We start from the raw sequence: 19211 nt of genomic DNA, 5'->3' as shown, positions 1-19211 counted from the left end.
GTCGGGTATGCCCAAAACAGTCCACGTCATCGGCGCCCCGATGGACTACGGGGCGGACCGACGCGGCGTCGACATGGGACCGTCAGCGATCCGGTACGCCGACCTCGCCACCGAACTCGGAAAGGCGGGCGTGGAGGCGGTCGACGCCGGCGACCTGCTCGTGCCGCGCGCGGAGGAACGAGCGCCCGGCCACGACCGCGCGAAGTTCCTCCCCGAAATCGAGGACGTCTGCACCCGCCTCAGCGACGAGGTCGCGGGCGCAATCGAGAACGACCGCTTCCCGCTGGTGCTGGGCGGCGACCACGCCGTCGCAATCGGGTCGATGGCGGGGAGCGCGCGGAACGCGGACGTCGGCGTGCTCTGGCTGGACGCCCACGGCGACTTCAACACGCCGGAGACGTCCCCGAGCGGCAACGTCCACGGGATGCCCCTGGCCGCCGCGCTCGGCGAGGGCGAGTTCGCGGACCAGCCCTGGGCGAACGCGGCGGGACTCCGCGAGGAGAACGTCGCGCTCGTCGGCCTCAGGAACCTCGACGATTACGAGCGCGAAGCCATCCGCGACACCGACATGACCGCGTTCACGATGAGCGACATCGACGAGCGCGGCGTCACGGCCGTCGTCGACGACGCCCTCGACGTCGTCACGACTGGCACCGACGGCATCCACGTCTCCCTCGACATGGACTGGCTGGACCCAGACGAAGCCCCCGGCGTCGGTACTCCCGTCCGCGGCGGTGCGACCTACCGGGAAGCACACGCCGCCCTCGAAGCAATCGCGGAACGCGACGAGAGCGAGGACTGTCTGCGCTCGCTGGAAGTCGTGGAAGTCAACCCCATCCTCGACGAGTCCAACCGGACCGCCGACATCGCCGCGGAACTCGCGGCGAGCGCACTCGGGAAGCGCATTCTCTGAAGCGACGGCTTGCTCTGCGGGGCGCCCGCGGTGCTCGTCGCCAACCACTCGGCCAACCTACCTCCTCCTTCGGTGCGCTCGGCCGTCTCGCGTCGTTCAGGCGTCGGCAAGCGTTCACGGCGTCGCTCATCGCGGTCTGAACCGCTTCAGTGTGGTTCGAGGAACCGCTCGCTCGCAGATGCTAGAATCGAAACCGGAGTGTTGCGTTACGCTTCGTCAGCCGATTCGTCTTCGCCGTCTTCGCCGTCTTCGCCGTCTTCGCCGTCTTCACCGTTCTCGTCTTTCTCGTCGTCGGCTTCGATGGGCGTGTACACGCAGACGTCGGCGACCTCGTCGCCTTCCTCGACGTCCATGATCTTCACGCCCTTCGTGTTCCGGCCGTACGTCGACACCTCGTCGACCGGCATTCGGATGATCTGGCCTTCCTCGCTCATCACGACCAGATTGTCGCCGTCGGCGACGGTGTCGAGGGAGACGACGCTGCCGTTCCGGTCGCCGGTCTTGATGTCGACGAGGCCCTTCCCGTTCCGGGACTGCTTGCGGTACTCGTCGAGCGCCGTGCGCTTCCCGAACCCGAACTCGGTGACCGTCAACAGCGTGCGGTCGTCGTCCGGTTCGACCGCCGCGACGCCCACGACGCGGTCCTCGCCCTCCAGATTCATGCCGTGCACCCCGCGCGCAGTCCGCCCCATCGCGCGGACGTCGGTTTCGTCGAACCGGATGGCCATCCCGCGTTCGCTCCCGAGAACGACGTCGTGGTTGCCTCCGGTGACTTCCACGTCCGCCAGTTCGTCGCCGTCCTGGAGGTCGATGGCGATAATGCCCGTCGAGAGGATGTTCTCGAACTCGCCGACGGTCGTCCGCTTCACGTAGCCGTGGCGCGTCACCATCGTCAGGTACTCCTCGTCGGCTTCGAAGTCCAGGTCGTCCGCGGTGACGACAGCGGAGATCTCCTCGCCGTCGTCCAGGTCGAGGATGTTCACCGCCGAGGTGCCACGCGCCGTTCGCGACATCTCGGGGACCTCGTACGTCTTGAGCTTGTAGACCTGGCCCTGATTCGTGAAGCACAGCAGGTAATCGTGCGTGCTCGCCGTGAAGACGGCCGACACGCGGTCCTCGTCCTTGAGGTCCGTCCCGATGATGCCCTTCCCGCCGCGGTGCTGGGGGTCGAACGTGTCGGCGGGCACGCGCTTGATGTAGTCCTGCTCGGAGAGCACGACCACGACGTCCTCCTCGGGGATGAGGTCCTCGTCGGTGACCGTGCCCGTGTCCTCGATGAACGACGTGCGGCGCTCGTCCGCGTACTCGTCTTTGATCTCGCGGAGCTCGTCCTTGATGACCGAGAGGAGCTCCGACTCGCTGCCGAGAATCTCCTCGAGGCGCTCGATGCGGGCGGACACGTCCTCGTACTCGTCCTCGATCTCGGCGGTCTCCATCGACGTCAGGCTGCCCAGCTGCATCCGGACGATGTGGTCGGCCTGGGCCTGCGTGAACCCGAAGTCGTCCTTCAGGGCGTCCTTCGCTTCGTCGCGGTCCTCGGAGTTCTGGATCGCGTCGACGACCTCGTCGGCCTGTTCGAGGGCCTTCAGGCGTCCCTCGAGGATGTGCGCGCGGTCCTCGGCTTCCGCCAGGTCGTGCTCGGAGCGCCGCCGCACCACTTCCTTGCGGTGGGCGACGTACTCCTCGAGCATCTCCTTGAGCGTGAGGACCTTCGGCTGGCCGTCCACGAGCGCGAGGTTGATGACGCCGAACGTCCGCTCCAGGTGGGACTCCAGGAGGTGGTTCTCCACGACGTCCGTGTTCGCGTTCCGCTTCAGTTCAACGACCACGCGGATGCCGTTCCGGTCGGACTCGTCGCGCAGGTCGCGGATGCCCTCGAGTTTCTCGTCCCTGACGTCGTCGGCGATGCGTTCGACGAGCTTGGACTTGTTCTGCTGGTAGGGCAGCTCCGTGATGACGATGCTGTCGCCGGAGTCGTCCTCCTCGACGTGGTACTCGGCGCGCATCCGCACGCGCCCCCTGCCAGTCTGGTAGGCCTTCTTGACGGCCGAACGACCGACGATGTTCCCCGCCGTCGGGAAGTCAGGCCCCTTCACGTGGTCCATCAGGTCCAGGACCGTGCAGTCGGGGTTGTCGATGAGGTGGATGGTCGCGTCGATCACCTCGCCGAGGTTGTGCGGGGGAATGTTCGTCGACATCCCGACCGCGATACCCGAACTGCCGTTGACCAGCAGGTTCGGGAACGCCGACGGCAGGACCGTCGGCTCCTGCAGGCGGTCGTCGTAGTTCGCCTGGAAGTCGACCGTGTCCTTCTCGATGTCCGTCAGCAGCTCCTCTGCGATGGACGCCATGCGGGCCTCAGTGTACCGCATCGCGGCCGCGGGGTCGCCGTCGACGCTCCCGAAGTTCCCCTGCCCGTCGACCAGCGGGTACCGCATCGAGAAGTCCTGGGCCATCCGAACGAGCGCGTCGTAGATGGGCGAGTCGCCGTGCGGGTGGTAGTCACCCATCGTGTCCCCGACGATGTTCGAGGACTTCCGGTGGCTCGACCCGCTCGTGACACCGGCCTCGTGCATCGCGTAGAGGATGCGGCGGTGCACGGGCTTCAGGCCGTCCTCCACGCGGGGGAGCGCGCGGCCCGCGATGACGCTCATCGCGTAGTCGATGTACGACTGCTCCATCTCGTCGTCGACGCGGACGTTCTTCACGCGGTTCGCAACGTCGTCAGGGACGTCCGGGTCTGGTGCGTCGGAACTCATGTTAGATGTCCACCCACTCTGCGTCCGTCGCGTGGTCCTGGATGAACTGCTTGCGCGGCTCGACGGCGTCCCCCATCAGCACGGAGAACATCTTGTCCGCCGCGGCCGCGTCCTCGACGTTGATTCGCTTGAGGATGCGGTTCTCGGGGTCCATCGTCGTGTCCCAGAGCTGCTGGGGGTTCATCTCGCCGAGGCCCTTGAACCGCTGGACCTGCGTCGGGTTGCCGTCGCACTTCTCCTCGATGATGCGTTCGCGTTCGTCCTCGGTCATCGCGTCGTACGTGTTCCCGCGGTACCGGATGCGGTACAGCGGCGGTTGGGCGGCGTACACGTAGCCGGCCTCCAGCAGCGGCTTCATGTGGCGGTAGAAGAACGTCAACAGCAGCGTTCGGATGTGGGCGCCGTCGACGTCGGCGTCTGTCATCATCACGATCTTCTTGTACCGGAGCTCCTCGATGTCGAACTCGTCGCCGATGCCGGTGCCCAGGGCGGTGATGATGTGGCGGATCTCGTCGTGTTCGAGGATCCGGTCGAGGCGGTGTTTCTCGACGTTCAGGATCTTCCCGCCGAGCGGCAGAATCGCCTGGAACTCGGGGTTGCGGCCCTGTTTGGCGGAGCCGCCCGCGGAGTCGCCCTCCACGATGAACAGTTCGGCGTCGTCGGGGTCTTTCGTCTGGCAGTCCGCAAGCTTGCCGGGGAGGCTCGTCGACCCCAGCGCGGACTTCCGGCGCGTCAGCTCCTCGGCCTTCTTCGCGGCTTTCCGGGCTTTCGCGGCCTCGACGGCCTTGTTGACGACGGCTCGCGCGGTGTCGGGGTTCTCCTCGAAGAACGTCCCGAGGCCGGCGTGCACCGTGCTCTCGACGATGCCCCGTACCTCGCTGTTTCCGAGTTTCGTCTTCGTCTGTCCCTCGAACTGGGGGTCGGGGTGTTTCACGGAGATGACCGCGGTCAACCCCTCGCGGATGTCCTCGCCCTTGAGGTTCTCGCCGTCGAGTTCCGACAACAGGTCGTTCTCGTTGGCGTAGTCGTTGACGGTCCGGGTGAGCGCCGTCTTGAACCCCGTGAGGTGGGTGCCGCCCTCGCGTGTGTTGATGTTGTTCGCGAAAGCGTGCGTCGAGGACTGGAGGTCGTCGGTCGCCTGCATCGCGATCTCGACCTGGATGCCCTCGTCCTCCCGTTCGAAGTAGATGACGTCGTCGTGGAGCTCCTGGCGGCTCTCGTTGAGGTACTGGACGAACTCCTTGATGCCGCCCTCGTACTCGAACGTCGAGGACTGCACGTCGTCGCCGCGCTCGTCGACGAGCGTGATTTCGACGCCCGAGTTCAGGAACGCGAGCTCGCGCAGCCGGTTCTCCAGCGTCGAGTAGTCGAAGTCCAGCGTCTCGAAGATGTTCTCGTCCGGCCGGAACCGGATGAGGGTGCTCGTGTCGTCGCTCTCCCCGATCTTCTCGAGGTCGGTGACGGGCTCGCCGTACTCGAACTTCTCGCGGTACTTCCCGCCGTCGCGCTCGACGACCACCGCGAGGCGCTCGGAAAGCGCGTTCACGACGGAGACGCCGACGCCGTGCAGGCCGCCGGAGACCTGGTAGGACTTCGCGTCGAACTTCCCGCCGGCGTGCAGGACGGTGAGGATGACCTCGACCGCCGGGCGGTCGTACTCCTCGTGGGTGTCGATTGGGATGCCGCGACCGTCGTCTTCGACGCTCACGGACCCGTCGTCGTGGAGCGTCACCTCGATGTGGTCGCAGTATCCAGCCAGTGCTTCGTCGATAGAGTTGTCCACGACCTCGTAGACGAGATGATGGAGGCCACGAGAGTCCGTGGAGCCAATGTACATCGCCGGCCGCTTCTGGACGGCTTCGAGGCCCTCCAGGACCTGGATTTGGCCAGCGCTGTACTCGCTTTGGTCAGACATGAACGTTGCATCTTCCTAGACCCCCTGGGGGTAAAAAAGGCACGCACGCGTGCGCGCGAAAATTGACTGACGGCAGCCACTTCGCGTCAGACGGCGTCCCGTGCCCCGATGCGGACGTTCAGTCGGGTTATGCGGGGGATAGACCGGCGGTAACGCGGTGTTTCCGGAATCGTGGCGCGGTAATCACTTCCTACGCGGATTTGGCGCGGGCAGTCGCCCCGTCGGGCGACCAGTTTCACTTTCACCCCGCACACCGCTGGGGTTTTACCCTCTCGCCGGAAACACAGAGGCACCGAATGACGTCCTTCCAGCAGACACTCGGTGAGGAAGACGGCATCGCGGAGGAGCTCGCCGCGAGCCAGCGCGAGATCTCCATCGCCGAGTTCTTCGAGAAGAACAAGCACATGCTCGGCTTCGACAGCGGAGCGCGAGGGCTGGTCACGGCCGTCAAGGAAGCCGTGGACAACGCCCTCGACGCCACCGAGGAAGCCGGCATCCTCCCCGACATCTACGTGGAAATCCAGGAGAACCGGGACTACTACACCCTGATCGTCGAGGACAACGGCCCCGGCATCACGAAAGAACAGATCCCGAAGATCTTCGGGAAGCTCCTCTACGGGTCGCGGTTCCACGCCCGCGAACAGGCCCGCGGCCAGCAGGGCATCGGGATTTCCGCGGCGGTGCTGTACTCACAGCTCACGTCGGGGAAGCCGGTCCGCATCGAGAGCCGCACCCAGGACAACGGTGTCGCCCACTACTACGAGCTCATCATCGACACCGACACGAACGAACCCGAGATCGACGTCGAAAAGGAGCTGTCGCCCGCGGAGAGCAACCTCCGGGGCACGCACGGCACGCGCATCGAGATGGACCTCGAAGCGAACATGCGCGCCCGCTCACAGCTCCACGACTACGTCAAGCACACCGCGGTCGTGAACCCGCACGCCCGCATCGAACTCCAGGAGCCGGCGGGCGAGATCAAGGCCGAGCGCGCCGAGGGCGCCGGTCTCCCCGACGAGACGGAGGAGATCCGCCCGCACCCCCACGGCGTGGAACTCGGAACCCTCATCAAGATGCTCGGGGACACGGACTCCCACACCATCTCCGGGTTCCTGCAGGGCGAGTTCACGCGCGTCGGGAAGAAGACCGCCGACAACATCGTCGACGAGTTCAAGGACCGCCACTACGGCCGCGAGATGCGGTGGCGACCGCCCGGCGTCGACAGCGACACCGACCTGAACGCGGTGGTCGTCGGCGCCGTCTCGAACAAGGACGCCACGCACACGAAGCTGTACGCGGACCGCGTCGTGGACGCCATCGAGGACGCCGGGCGGGTCGCGTACTCGGAACTCGAGGCCATCGTCGCCGACGTCGCCGACGACATGGAGTCCGAGACCGGGACGGTCTTCGGCGACACGGTCCAGGAGAACGTCGTCGACGCGGTCTGGGCGGAACTCACTGCAGACCGCGCCGGAGACGTGTTCGTGGCCGTCGACGACGCCACCACCAACAAGAAAGACGACGCCACTGTGCGCGGCCTCGCCGAACGCATCGCCAACAAGTTCGGCGGGGAGGACGCCCGCGACCGCGCCACGCGCGACGAACTCGGCGAGTACGTCTACCGCGCAGCCGAGAACACCGAGGAGTACGACGACGCGACCATCGGTGAAACCGCCCGCGAGAACGTCGTCGACGAACTCTGGGCGCAGATGACGACGGTACCCGACGACCCGCCGCTCGTCCGCGAAGTCGCCGGCGACCGCGACACCGCCAGCGAACTCATCTCCGCGATGGAACAGGTAGACGTGATGGCGCCGCCGACGTCCTGTCTCTCCCCCATCGACGCCGACCTCCTGGAGGCCGGCCTCCGCAAGGAGTTCGACGCCGATTTCTACTCCGCGGCCACCCGGGACGCGGAAGTCCACGGCGGCGACCCGTTCATCGTCGAAGCCGGCATCGCGTACGGCGGCGAACTCCAGGACGAGGGCGGCGTCGACCTGATGCGGTTCGCGAACCGCGTGCCGCTCGTCTACCAGCGCGGCGCCTGCGCCACGACGAACGTCGTCAAGGACATCGGCTGGCGGAACTACAACCTCGACCAGCCGGGCGGCTCCGGCCTCCCGCAAGGCCCCGCCGTCATCATGGTGCACGTCGCGTCGACGAACGTCCCGTTCACCAGCGAATCCAAGGACGCGGTCGCCTCCGTGCCCGAGATCGAGGACGAGATCGAACTCGCCGTCCGAGAGGCCGCCCGCGACCTCAAGTCCTTCCTCAAGAAGCGCCGGTCGATGCGGAAACGCCAGGAGAAACAGAGCGTCATCATGGACATCCTGCCGACCATGGCCGAGAAGGTCTCCGAGATGACCGACCGCGGCCAGGTCGACGTCGAGGATTCGCTGGCGCGCATCATGAACAACGTGCTCGTCGAGCGCGAACGCGAGGACGGCACCGTCACGCTCCGCGTCGAGAACCACGGGAGCTCCGCGGCGGACGTCGACGTCACGGACATCGTCGACGCCGAACCCGGCGACCCGTCCGACGGCAACGTCGTCGAGATGGACGGCGAGTGGTTCGTGAAGTGGTCGCCGTCGGTCTCCGGCGGCGAGACGGCCGAACTGACCTACGAGGTGCCCGAGGACGCCTCCTCGGACATCTCCGTGAAGGGCGTCGAGGACGCCCGCCTCACCGTCAACCAATGACCCAGCCCACCAGCACTACCAATGAGTGACGCAGAATCCACCGAGCCGGACACGCCGAAGGGCGACGACGCCCGCGACCAGCTCATCGAACTCGCCGAACAGTTCTACGACCAGTTCGAAACCGGGGACGTCCCCCGGATGACGCTGCCGACGCGGTCGAAATCCAACATCGAGTACGACGAGGACGCCAACGTCTGGGTGTACGGCGACCGCACCAGCACGCGCTCCGCGAACTCCGTCAGGGCGCCCGCAAACTCCTGAAGTCCGTCTACACCATCGACTTCCTCGCCCAGCAGCTCGACGAAGACCGCTCGTCGACCCTGCGTGAACTGTACTACCTCTCGGAATCCTGGGACGAGACGGAAGCGCAGTTCAACGACCAGAGCGAGAGCGACAAGCTCGTCGAGGACCTCGAAATCGTCTCCGGCGTCAAACGCGAGGACTTCCACATGCGACCGGAGGAGTCCGGCGCGAAAGTCATGGGGCCGCTGTTGCTCCGCGAGCAGACCAACCGCGGCGACCGCGAAATCCACTGCCAGGACGACGTCGGCCAGGGCGGCTACCAGATCCCGAACAACCCCGATACCATCGAGTTCCTGGAGTGCGACGCCGACTTCGTGATGTGTGTGGAGACCGGTGGGATGCGGGACCGCCTCGTCGAGAACGGATTCGACGACGAGTACAACTGTCTCGTCGTCCACCTCGGCGGGCAGCCCGCACGCGCCACGCGTCGGCTCACCAAGCGCCTCCACGACGAACTCGACCTCCCGGTCATGGTGTTCACTGACGGCGACCCCTGGTCGTACCGCATCTACGGCTCCGTCGCCTACGGCTCCATCAAGTCCGCGCACCTCTCGGAGTACCTCGCGACGCCCCAGGCCCGGTTCGTCGGAATCCGCCCCCAGGACATCGTCGACTACGACCTCCCGACCGACCCGCTGGGCGACTCCGACACGAACGCTCTCGAATCCGAACTCGAAGACCCCCGCTTCCAGAGCGACTTCTGGAAAGAACAGATCGAACTCCAGCTCGACATCGACAAGAAGGCCGAACAGCAGGCACTCGCCGCCCGCGGCCTCGACTTCGTGACGGATACCTACCTCCCGGACCGCCTCGACGAGATGGGCGTCCTCTAACCCACTTTTTGCGCTGTCACGGACAGAGCGCGGAGCGCTCTGTCCAGATGACGAGACACGCCGAAGGCGTCTCTCGAACCACGTGGGGCGCGCTCCGCGCGCCCGACTCGGCAAGAACTTGGGAAAATGCGCCGTCGGACCACCGTCAGAGCAGAGCTCTGACGTACTCTCGTTCGCTCCGTTCACGAGAACCCCACTACGGGGTCCTCGGCGCCCGAGCGCTCCGCGCTCGATGAACCGCTCGCCTCGGGTTCTCCGAACCGCTCGGCTCGCGGATGCTTGTATCGGTTGTCCGGCCAGGAGAAATTCGGCGGTTAGCTGAATCCCGCAGCCTGCGCACCGCCGGCGATCGCGCTGTCGGCATCGCTTGGGTCGACGGCTTCGAGCGCTTCCTCGAAGTGGTCGCGGGTGACGACGACGTCGTCGAGGTCGGGGTCGTCGCCCTCGTGGACGGCCTGGACGTACTCCCGGACCGCAGCCTGGGAGGCCTCACGACAGACCGCTTCGACGTCGGCACCGACGTACTCCTCGGTGCGGGCGGCGAGGTCGTCGAGGTCGACGTCGTCGCCGAGCGGCGCGTCGCGCGTGTGGATGGCGAAGATTTCGCGGCGGGCGTCCTCGTCGGGTTCCTCGACGTCGACGTGGTGGTCGAGGCGGCCGGGCCTGAGCAGCGCGTCGTCCACGAGGTCCGGGCGGTTCGTCGTGGCGATGACGACGACGTCCTCCATCGCTTCCAGGCCGTCCAGTTCCGTGAGGAGCTGGCTGACGACGCGCTCGCCGACGTTCGAGTCGCCGACGCCGCTGCCGCGCTCGGTCGCGATGGCGTCGATTTCGTCGAAGAACACGACCGCGGGCGCGTTCGAGCGCGCCTTCTCGAAGACTTCGCGGACGGCCTTCTCGGATTCGCCGACGAACTTGTCGAACAGCTCCGGCCCCTTCACGGAGATGAAATTCGAGTCGGCCTCGTTCGCGACGGCCTTCGCCAGCAGGGTCTTCCCGGTACCGGGTGGACCCCGTAGCATGACGCCCTGGGCGGGGTCGAGGGCGACGTGCTCGTAGGCCTCGGGGTGTTCGAGCGGCCACTGCACCGTCTCGCGGAGGCGTTCTTTCGCGTCCTCGAGGCCGCCGACGTCAGTCCAGGAGACGTCCGGGACTTCAACGAACACCTCGCGCATCGCGGACGGTTCGACGCCGCGCATCGCCGCCTGGAAGTCGTCGTCGGTAACCGCCACGGACTCCAGGACTGACGCGTCGACCTCGTCGCCGTCCAGGTCCAACTCCGGCCGGATGCGCCGGAGCGCGTGCATCGCGGCCTCCTTCGCGAGGTTCTCGAGGTCCGCGCCGACGAACCCGTGCGTGTTCTTCGCGTACCGCTGGCGGTCGACGCCGTCGCCGAGCGGCATCCCGCGCGTGTGAATCTGGAGGATCTCCTCCCTGCCGTCCTGGTCGGGGACGCCGATCTCGATCTCGCGGTCGAAGCGGCCGGGGCGGCGGAGCGCGGGGTCGACGGCGTCCACGCGGTTCGTCGTTCCGATGACCGTGATGCGGCCGCGTTCCTCGAGGCCGTCGAGCAGCGACAGGAGTTGCGCGACGACGCGGCGCTCCACGTCGCCGCTGACCTCCTCGCGCTTCGGCGCGATAGAGTCGAGTTCGTCGATGAAGACGATCGCGGGCGCGTTCTCCTCGGCTTCCTCGAAGACGTCCCTGAGTTGCTCCTCGCTCTCGCCGTAGTACTTCGACATGATCTCCGGCCCGCTGATGGTCTGGAAGTGCGCGTCGATCTCGCTGGCGACGGCCTTCGCGATGAGGGTCTTCCCGGTGCCCGGCGGGCCGTAGAGGAGCACGCCCTTCGGCGGTTCGATGCCGAGCGTCTGGAACAACTCCGGGTGGCGCATCGGCAACTCCACCATCTCGCGGACGCGGTCGAGTTCCTCGTCGAGGCCGCCCACGTCCTCGTACGTGACGGCCGGCGCATCAAGTTCCGGGACGCCCGTATCGGCGCCTTCGCCAGCGGCGACGTCGGCCTCGCCGGTCGTCCGGTCGGCGACCTCGACCCGCGTCGCATTTTTGACGACGACAGTGCCGCGGGGATCCGTGTCGATCACCTGGAGCGGGACGCGTCGGCCGCGGGTCCCGAGACCGCTGAACCCGATCGGGACCGTCTGGCCGACCGTGACTGGCTGGTCGGAGAGTTCCTCGCGGACGTAGGACGCGAGGTCGCCGCGGATCCGGAGGGTCTGCGGGAGCGCGACCGTGACGCTGTCGGCGGGTTCGACGTCTGTGGGCTCGACAGTCACTCGGTCGTCGACGCCGACGTTCGCGTCCGACCGTAACTGCCCGTCGATGCGGATGAACCCGCGGCCCGCGTCCTGCGCGTCGCTCGGCCAGACGCGCGCGACGGCCCTGCCGTCGTCGCGGCCCTGGACGACGACGAACTCGCCACTCTGAACGCCCAGGTCGTCGAGCGCCTCCCTGTCGATGACTGCCATCCCGCTGCCGGGGTTGCGATTCTTGAGCGGTTTGACTGTCAGTCGCATGGCCCTCGAATTGCAGAAGTGCGGCGGTTGGCGAGCAGTGCGCTTGAGGCGCCGGGGTTACCCGGTCACTTCGATGCGTTTGCCGTCTATCGTCGGAGTCGACTGGATCGGCAACCGGACCTCGAGGATGCCGTTCTCGTACTGCGCCTCGATGGCATCGTCGTCGACGTCCTTCGGGACCCGGAAGCGCCGGTGGTAGGTCCGTTCACCGCGTTTCTCGTCCTCGCGTTCGGCGGCGACGTTCAACAGCCCGTCGTTCCACGTCACGGTGATGTCCGCGGTCTCGAAGCCCGGCAGTTCGATGCTCAGTACGTACTCGTCTTCGGTCTCGTAGAGCTGGTAGTCGGTGTCCTGCGAGCCGCTGCGTCGGTTGCTGCGGCCGAAGCCACTTCTCCGGGGTCGGATGGATGACCTGAACGGAGTCATAACTGCTCACCCGAGTACATGAAAACCTTGTTTGAGCTTCTATATAAATCTTATTGTAGTCGTCGCACGTGACTTGTCGACCAGCTCGCGGACGCAGACGACCGGACTGCTCGATTCCGCCCGACCTTGCGCGGTCAGCCCGTTCGCGAGTCCACGGCGACCGGAATTCCTCGCCGCGCGACGGCCGCGACGAACGCGTCCTCGTCGGCGGCGAGGCCAGCGAACGTGTTGTAGTGAATCGGGACGACGAGGTCCGGCGCCAGCGTCGCCGCCAGCGTCGCCGCCTCGGACTCGGTCATCGTGATGCCGGCGCTAATGGGCGGCAGAAAGACGTCCGGGGCGAGCGCCTCGTGCGCATCCAGGGGGTCGGTGTCGCCCGGCCAGAACGCGCTCCGGCCGCCGCGGGTGAGCACGAACCCGCAGCCGAACCCGGGTGGATGCGAGGATGTGCCGCCCGGCTCGTCCGGTACTGTCTCCGCGGGCAGCACGGAGAGGTCGACGCCCGCTGCGGTCAGTTTGTCGCCGTACGCGACGCGCACCACGTCGTAGTCTAGTTCGTCGACGGGCGCGACGTCACGGGAGATGTTGGCCGCGTCGACGGCTTCGTAGACGACGACTGACGCGTCCGCCGCCGCTACGCGCTCGATGCCGTCCGGGTCGTAGTGGTGGTCGTGGGTGACGACCACCAGGTCCGCGTCCTCGGCGCGATAGTCCCGGGCTGCCGGGTGGGCCGCGGCGGTGTCGAACGCGCCCGGCGTCCACTCGCCGGTGAGGACGCCGTACCGGCCCGGGTCGGTGTAGGCGACGGTGGCGTCCGGCCACTCGATGCGGGTCGTCGCGTACCCAAGCCAGTCCACGGTCACTCCGCCCTGACGAACCGTCATGCCCGAGGATTGCGCCGAATCCCGGAAAAGGATTGCTCCGGTCAGTCGAGCAAGTCCACGACGTCCGCCAGCGAGTCCACCACGTAATCGGGCGACACGTCGCCGGCATCGACGTCCTCGTCCTCGCTGACGCCCGTGCGGACCAGGACTGTCGTCATCCCCGCCTGCTCTCCCATGGCCACGTCGGTGTCGAGGCGGTCGCCCACCAGCACGCACTCGCTGGCCGGGACGCCCAGTCTGTCCGAAGCGAGGCGCGCAGTCGTCTCCGAGGGCTTGCCGAGGACTTCGTCGGCGTCGCGACCCACGACGCCCGCGACGGCGTTGATTATCGCGCCAGAGCCCGGCGTCAGGCCGTCCTCGGTCGGGACCGTGCGGTCGGGATCAGTCCCGACGAACGCGACGTCTCCGTCGGCGAACGCGTCGAGCGCGGCCTGCATGTCCCGGTAGTGGAACTCGCGGTGGTAGCCCGCGACGACGACCTCGGCAGCCTCCGGGTCCTCGGTCACGTCGACGCCCGCCGCGCGCAACTGGTCGACGATGGCGTCCTCCGCGACGGGAAACACGCGCTCCCCGTCGTGTTCCGCATGGAGGTACTCGATTGTCGCCACCGCGGCCGTCAACACGTCCTCGGCAGTCGCTTCGACGCCGAGGCTCCGGAGGTGGTCGGCGTACTCCGCCGGCGGCACGGTCGGATTGTTCGTCAGGAAGAGGACGCGGTCGGCGTGCTCGCGGAGCGCTCCCAGGCTCTCTATCGCGCCGGGGATGGGCGACCCGCCGTGCAGGACGGTCCCGTCCAGGTCGACGACGACGCCGCGGAATGACATGGCGGTCGTTGGGTGGCTCGCCAGTTCAAGCCACCGACACCGGCACGCACGCGCCGGTCCGGGCGGCCGTCGTCTCCATTACAGGATGAAGGAGACGATGGCGAGCACGACGAAGATGATGACTAGCCACTTCGCGATAGTCATGCTGAGTCCGGCGATGCCACGAGCGCCGAAGATCGCGGCGACGATGGCAAGTACGAGGAAGAGGATGGCGTACTCGAGGAAGCCGCCGCTGGACTGCAGCGGGAGCGGTTCGGCCAGCAGGTCGGCCACCGTGAGCCCGAGCGTTGGAATCGAAACCATACTAGCGAGACGCACCTCGCACAGAAAGGTAATCTGGCCGTCTGTAAAGAAATGATATCTTACAGGTTCGCGGTCTGTGCCAGACTGGTTGCTTGCTCCCCGCCCGTATCGGGTCCGCTACGACTGCTGGTCGGCGAGTCGCTCGACGCGCTCGATGGTGTCTGCCGCGTCCGGCGTCTTGTCCTCGCGCACGGAGACGAACCGCGGGAACCGGAGCGCGTACCCCGACGAGTAGGTGGGCGACGCCTGGATCTCCTCGTAGCCGACCTCGAAGACGACGGCCGGGTCGATGTCGACCTCCTGGCCGTCCTCGGCGCGGATGTGAGGTTCGAGCAGGTCGGTGAGGTCCGCGAGTTCCGCGTCGGTGATGCCGGTCGCGACCTTCCCGATGGTGGCGAACTCGCCGTTCGTGTCTTCGCGGTCGTCGCGGGCCGACAGCAGGAACGTCCCGAGGAACGAGGCGCGCCGCCCCTCACCCCACTCCGCACCAGTCACCACCAGGTCGAGGGTCTCCACGTCGGGTTTGCGCTTGAGCCAGTGCTTCCCCCTATCGCCCGGCGTGTACGCCGCGTCGGGGTCTTTCAGCATGATGCCCTCGTGGCCGGCCTCGAGGGCGTCAGCCTCGACGTCCGCAATCTCCTCGGGGTCGTCGGTGACGAGGAGGTTCGAGACGGCGGACTCGTCGTCGACGACGGACGCGAGGCGGTCGTGGCGCTCCCGGAACGGCTGTTCGAGGAGGTCGTTCCCGCGAGCGTGCAGGCAGTCGAAGGCGTGCAACCGCACGCGGATCTCGTCGCGCATCTCCGCGACGTCGTGCTTCCGACGGAACCGCTTCAGAATCTCCTGGAACGGCAACGGACTGCCGTCGTCGTCGACGGCGACCGCTTCCCCGTCCAGAATCACCGGGGGTTCGACGTGCTCCTCGACGAACTCCACGAGTTCCGGGAGCGCGTCCGTCACGTCCTCCATGTTCCGCGAGTACAGCGCCACGTCCTCGCCGTCCCAGTGGACCTGGACGCGCGCCCCGTCGTACTTCGTCTCCACGGCCGCCTCGTCCCACTCCTCGAGCGCGTCCGTGACCGTGCCGGCCTGCGCGAGCATCGCCTGCACGGGTCGCCCGACCTCCAGGTGCATGGCTGACAGGCCCGCCTCGCCCTCATCGCGTGCGGTCACGGCGACGAGGCCGTAGTCGTTGGACACCTGCAGCGCCCGCTTCACCACCTCGACGTCCACGTCGAAGGCGTCCGCGATGGCGTCCCTGACGGTTCCCTCTCCGACGCCGATGCGCATCTCCCCGAGGACGAGGCGGGCGAGGTAGCGGGCTTCCTCCCCGGAGCAGTCGTTGAACAGGCCGAACAGCAGCGTGACTTTCTCGTCCTGGCTACCGTCGCCCGCCGCGGCCGCGAGCGCCTCCAGGTCGCCGTAGACGTCGGCGACGGTCAACGCGTCGTCGTCGTTCCCGCCGCCGAACGCGCCGAGGCCCGCCTGTCCGCCGAGGTCCAGGGCGGACGCGACTTCGCCGATGTCCCCCGTCTCGGCGAGCCGGCTCTCCACGTCGTCGGCGGTGACGTTCGTGGACGCCGCGCGCGCCAGCGCCTCGTAGCAGAGACGCGGGCCGATGTCGAGTTTCGTCTCGGAGTGCGCGGGAAACACCCGGCCCTGCACGAACCGCGCGACGACGACGAGGTCGTCGCCGGCCTCCGCGAACAAGTCCGCGACCAGGTCGACGACCTCGAGGTCCGCGTCGGCCGCCTCCACGTCGGCGGCGTGCGCGGCGAACGAACCGAATTCCATTACTCGGCGGTAGCCCGGTCCCGTAGTTAAAACAGTCGAACCGCCTCCGCGCTCGGCTGGCGCCTGACCGCCAAGCCCTTCTTAAGCCAGGAGCGCCAACCCCACGCTCATGACAGGGTCGGACCTCGTGGACCGGGTGCAGGAGGTGCTCGACGTGGACGCGGAGGCATTCCAGCGACAGGTCCGCGAGGACGCGGAAGTCGTCAAGACCGAGATCGCCGCCGGAACGTTCGACAACCCCCAGGCCATCGTCGGCCTCGAGTACGAGTTCTACGCAGTCACCGACGACGGGTCGCTGGCACGCGTCCCGCGTCGCGTCCTCGAGTTCGTCGGCTTCGAGAAGGAACTGGGCCTCCACAACGCCGAGATGACGACCAGCCCGCAGCCGTTGAACGAGCGCGGCCTCCGCGCGCAGGAGGCCGAGGTGAAAGCCAACCTCGCAGCGGCCGAGGAGCCGATGGCCGCGGAGGGCCTCCACCTCGTCAGCGACGGCATGTGGACGATTCCGCCGGAGGGCGAGACGGCACGCAGCTACCTCACCGACAGCGTGGAGCGCGACGGCGTCGAGATCGCGACCAACATGAGCGCGTCGGCGCGCTACCACGCGATGGCGAACACCGACGATCCCGCGGGGATGCGCCTGGACTCCCCCCACGTCTCCCTGGATGCGGCGACTGTGATGCCGGAGGCGCTCATCACGTCGATCCAGCCGCACTACCAGGTGCCGCAGGCCGTCGACCTGCCGACGTACTTCCGGTACGCGCTCCGGTTCGCCGGCCCGCTGCTCGCGCTGTGCGTGAACTCGCCGCTGTTCCCGCCGGACCTCTACGACGAGGACGCCACGCCCGAGGCGATTCTCGCGGACGGCTGGCAGGAGTCCCGCATCGACGTCTTCGAGACGGTACTGAACGTCCCCGGCGAGCGCGAGAAAGTCCGGTTCCCGGCCGACATGGGGAGCGTCGCGGACGCCGTCGACCGGGTCGCAGCGGACGAGACCATCGTCCCGATGCCGGCGTCCGACGGCGGGCGCTTCGACGACGAGTTCGCGCACTGGCGCCGGAAGCACGGGACGTACTGGCGGTGGGTGCGGCCCGTGTTCGGCGGGTCGTCGACGGAGAACGCGAACGCCCGCATCGAGTTCCGCCCCATCGCCGGGCAGCCGACGGTCCGCGACACCATCGCGGTGCAGGCGGCCTTCGCGGGCCTCCTGGAGAATCTCCCGCGGACGGAGCACCCCCTGTACGACCTCGACTGGGAGACCGCCCGCGAGAACTTCTACAACGCCGCTCGGAACGGCCTGAGCGCCGACCTCACCTGGATCGATACGGACGGCGACCGCGTCACGGACACGAAGGAGCTGTACGCGGACCTCTTCGACCAGGCCCAGGCCGGTCTGCACCGTCGCGGCCTCTCGGACGAACAGGCGGCGAAGTACCTGTGGCCGCTGCGCCAGCGCGCACGCCACGAAATCACGCCCGCCTCGTGGAAGCGCGACCGCGTGCGGAGCGCGCTCTACGACGGCAACACGTTCGAGAACGCCGTATACGCGATGCAGTGCGAGTACATCGAGAACCAGCGCGAGACGCTGCTGTCGGGGAGTTTCGCCGACTGGCTCGGCCGCGGCGACGAACTCGAGTAACGCGGCTGCAGAGCGGCTGGAGCGGCGACAAACTTGAATAATGCGCCTCCAGAGACTCGGCAACGCCGACGAATTCGAGTACAGCGGCTTCGCGGGCGCTGGAGTAGTCGGGGAGAGACGAGAGAGAAATCGGGATTGCGACGGCCTGGGCCGCCGCCGACGATGACGTCCCGTGGTAGCTGTTCGGGTCCGGGTGCGGCCTCAGAGAACCTCGTCGATGTCCTTGTGGCCGACGATTTCGACTGCTTCCTCCGTGATTTTCGTGATGTGGATGCCGTTGCCCGACGCCGTGTCGCGTTCGCTGGCGGAGTCGATGGCCTGCGCGGCGACGCCGACGGCGTCGTCCATCGTCAGGTCCTCGGAGAACTCCTGTTCGAGAACACCGAGCGCGTACGGCATCCCGGAGCCCTGTGCGGTGTAGTTGTCGGAGAGCGAGCTACCGGATGGGTCGAGGCTGAAGACGTGGCCGCCCTCGTCGTCGACGCCGCCGAGAATCGGGACGACGCGGAAGAACGGGCCACCGCGCAGGAGGTTCGACCCCATCGTGGCGAGCGCGCTGATGGACATGTACTCGCCGCGCCGGGCCTCGTAGAGGTTCGCTTCCGCGCGCAGCGACCGGATGAACGACTGGGCGCCGCCGACGGACCCCGACATCGAGAGGGCGGCGTTGGGCTGGATCTCTTCGACCTTCTGGACGTCCTTGTTGGAGACGACGCGGCCGCCGAGGCTGGCGCGCATGTCCGAGGCCATCACGACGCCGCTGTCGGTGGTGAGGCCGACGATGGTGGTGCCGGTCTTGTTGATGTTGGCGTCGTCTGCGCCTGCCTGATTGCCGTCGGGGAGGGTACCGATTTCCGGCTCGTAGGGGTTCTGGGTGCCGCCGAAGCGGTCCTGGTTTCGGGCGAACTCAGGGCCGTCGTTGCTGTTGAACATTACCGGAAGTTACCAGTCCGCCACTGATAAAACCATCTTTTCCGGGGATTCGCGGCCTCGAAGAACCAGCGGGGAGCGGCCGTCACGGCGGCGTCCGCAGTCGGCGGCCTGGGCGGTCAGTTGACGGCCGGAGTCGTCACTTGCAGTTGGAGGCGGGTAGTTTCTGGCGTGAGCCGTGACGTGCCGTTTGTACGGTGGTCTGCGGCGGCAGTCGTCAGGTGGCGGGACTGAGAATCAGTTGGCGGCTTCGTACGCACGCTCGGTGCGTTCGACGAGCTGGTGGACCGGGAGTGTGACGCCGGCCTGGCGGACGAGCAGCGCGACGGGCAACAGCAGGATGCCCAGCGCGAGGCTGGACTGGTACAGCGTGAACAGCGCGAGTCGGGTGGTGCGGTCGAGCATCGGAGTACTGCTGCCCAAGACGCACCCATATATAAGTCTTCCGGGCG

General features: G+C 67.3%; 13 protein-coding genes and 1 pseudogene. 4 read left to right on the top strand and 10 right to left on the bottom strand.

Annotated features, from left to right (window positions below):
• Positions 1-7: 7 nt before the first annotated feature.
• Entirely contained in the window at positions 8-913 is a 906-nt protein-coding gene (gene rocF, locus GRX66_RS02640) for an arginase (RefSeq protein ID WP_159525141.1), read from the top strand.
• A gap of 206 nt (positions 914-1119) precedes the next feature.
• On the opposite strand, the gene gyrA is transcribed toward rocF, so the two are convergent.
• Positions 1120-3672 (bottom strand): DNA gyrase subunit A, encoded by a 2553-nt coding sequence (gyrA, locus tag GRX66_RS02635; protein ID WP_159525140.1) that lies wholly within the window; start codon positions 3670-3672, stop codon positions 1120-1122.
• Between the two features lies 1 nt (position 3673).
• Positions 3674-5587, bottom strand: coding sequence for a DNA topoisomerase (ATP-hydrolyzing) subunit B (gyrB, locus tag GRX66_RS02630; protein WP_159525139.1), 1914 nt, complete (start codon positions 5585-5587; stop codon positions 3674-3676).
• A gap of 296 nt (positions 5588-5883) precedes the next feature.
• On the opposite strand from gyrB, the gene GRX66_RS02625 reads away from it, so the two are divergent.
• Both GRX66_RS02625 and GRX66_RS02620 read left to right on the top strand, forming a co-directional pair.
• Positions 5884-8286: a DNA topoisomerase VI subunit B gene (locus GRX66_RS02625; RefSeq protein WP_159525138.1), complete on the top strand. Its 2403-nt coding sequence runs from the start codon at positions 5884-5886 to the stop codon at positions 8284-8286.
• A 21-nt stretch (positions 8287-8307) separates the two neighbouring features.
• Positions 8308-9422: pseudogene (locus tag GRX66_RS02620) on the top strand (DNA topoisomerase IV subunit A).
• Between the two features lie 314 nt (positions 9423-9736).
• Here the strand turns inward: GRX66_RS02620 and GRX66_RS02615 are convergent.
• From GRX66_RS02615 to ligA, 6 genes are all read right to left on the bottom strand, one after another.
• Entirely contained in the window at positions 9737-11959 is a 2223-nt protein-coding gene (locus tag GRX66_RS02615) for a CDC48 family AAA ATPase (RefSeq protein WP_159525137.1), read from the bottom strand.
• A gap of 57 nt (positions 11960-12016) precedes the next feature.
• Positions 12017-12385 (bottom strand): Hsp20/alpha crystallin family protein, encoded by a 369-nt coding sequence (locus tag GRX66_RS02610; protein ID WP_159525136.1) that lies wholly within the window; start codon positions 12383-12385, stop codon positions 12017-12019.
• 134 nt (positions 12386-12519) lie between these two features.
• Positions 12520-13269, bottom strand: a complete 750-nt coding sequence (locus GRX66_RS02605) for an MBL fold metallo-hydrolase (protein WP_159525135.1) — start codon at positions 13267-13269, stop codon at positions 12520-12522.
• A gap of 41 nt (positions 13270-13310) precedes the next feature.
• Complete coding sequence (locus GRX66_RS02600) at positions 13311-14093, bottom strand: HAD-IIA family hydrolase (RefSeq protein WP_159525134.1); 783 nt, start codon at positions 14091-14093, stop codon at positions 13311-13313.
• Between the two features lie 78 nt (positions 14094-14171).
• Positions 14172-14396: a DUF1328 domain-containing protein gene (locus GRX66_RS02595; protein WP_159525133.1), complete on the bottom strand. Its 225-nt coding sequence runs from the start codon at positions 14394-14396 to the stop codon at positions 14172-14174.
• Positions 14397-14513: 117 nt separating this feature from the next.
• Positions 14514-16190, bottom strand: coding sequence for an ATP-dependent DNA ligase LigA (gene ligA, locus GRX66_RS02590; protein ID WP_159525132.1), 1677 nt, complete (start codon positions 16188-16190; stop codon positions 14514-14516).
• Between the two features lie 109 nt (positions 16191-16299).
• On the opposite strand from ligA, the gene GRX66_RS02585 reads away from it, so the two are divergent.
• Positions 16300-17829: a hypothetical protein gene (locus GRX66_RS02585; protein WP_159525131.1), complete on the top strand. Its 1530-nt coding sequence runs from the start codon at positions 16300-16302 to the stop codon at positions 17827-17829.
• A gap of 201 nt (positions 17830-18030) precedes the next feature.
• On the opposite strand, the gene psmB is transcribed toward GRX66_RS02585, so the two are convergent.
• Both psmB and GRX66_RS19395 read right to left on the bottom strand, forming a co-directional pair.
• On the bottom strand, positions 18031-18762 hold the full coding sequence (gene psmB, locus GRX66_RS02580; protein WP_159525130.1) for an archaeal proteasome endopeptidase complex subunit beta: 732 nt from the start codon (positions 18760-18762) through the stop codon (positions 18031-18033).
• Between the two features lie 234 nt (positions 18763-18996).
• The gene (locus GRX66_RS19395; RefSeq protein WP_201292891.1) at positions 18997-19164 is read right to left on the bottom strand and encodes a hypothetical protein; all 168 of its coding nucleotides are present in this window, start codon (positions 19162-19164) and stop codon (positions 18997-18999) included.
• Between the last annotated feature and the right edge of the window lie 47 nt (positions 19165-19211).

This window comes from Halobacterium bonnevillei (genome assembly GCF_009831555.1).
GTDB classification, from domain to species: Archaea; Halobacteriota; Halobacteria; order Halobacteriales; family Halobacteriaceae; genus Halobacterium; species Halobacterium bonnevillei.
This window is presented reverse-complemented; position numbering and strand designations above follow the sequence as displayed.

What these genes read in the sequence shown, in the direction of transcription:
- rocF (WP_159525141.1), top strand. Translation starts at nt 8, where the DNA reads ATGCCCAAAACAGTCCACGTCATCGGCGCCCCGATGGACTACGGGGCG.
- gyrA (WP_159525140.1), bottom strand. Translation starts at nt 3,672, where the DNA reads ATGAGTTCCGACGCACCAGACCCGGACGTCCCTGACGACGTTGCGAAC.
- gyrB (WP_159525139.1), bottom strand. Translation starts at nt 5,587, where the DNA reads ATGTCTGACCAAAGCGAGTACAGCGCTGGCCAAATCCAGGTCCTGGAG.
- GRX66_RS02625 (WP_159525138.1), top strand. Translation starts at nt 5,884, where the DNA reads ATGACGTCCTTCCAGCAGACACTCGGTGAGGAAGACGGCATCGCGGAG.
- GRX66_RS02615 (WP_159525137.1), bottom strand. Translation starts at nt 11,959, where the DNA reads ATGCGACTGACAGTCAAACCGCTCAAGAATCGCAACCCCGGCAGCGGG.
- GRX66_RS02610 (WP_159525136.1), bottom strand. Translation starts at nt 12,385, where the DNA reads ATGACTCCGTTCAGGTCATCCATCCGACCCCGGAGAAGTGGCTTCGGC.
- GRX66_RS02605 (WP_159525135.1), bottom strand. Translation starts at nt 13,269, where the DNA reads ATGACGGTTCGTCAGGGCGGAGTGACCGTGGACTGGCTTGGGTACGCG.
- GRX66_RS02600 (WP_159525134.1), bottom strand. Translation starts at nt 14,093, where the DNA reads ATGTCATTCCGCGGCGTCGTCGTCGACCTGGACGGGACCGTCCTGCAC.
- GRX66_RS02595 (WP_159525133.1), bottom strand. Translation starts at nt 14,396, where the DNA reads ATGGTTTCGATTCCAACGCTCGGGCTCACGGTGGCCGACCTGCTGGCC.
- ligA (WP_159525132.1), bottom strand. Translation starts at nt 16,190, where the DNA reads ATGGAATTCGGTTCGTTCGCCGCGCACGCCGCCGACGTGGAGGCGGCC.
- GRX66_RS02585 (WP_159525131.1), top strand. Translation starts at nt 16,300, where the DNA reads ATGACAGGGTCGGACCTCGTGGACCGGGTGCAGGAGGTGCTCGACGTG.
- psmB (WP_159525130.1), bottom strand. Translation starts at nt 18,762, where the DNA reads ATGTTCAACAGCAACGACGGCCCTGAGTTCGCCCGAAACCAGGACCGC.
- GRX66_RS19395 (WP_201292891.1), bottom strand. Translation starts at nt 19,164, where the DNA reads ATGCTCGACCGCACCACCCGACTCGCGCTGTTCACGCTGTACCAGTCC.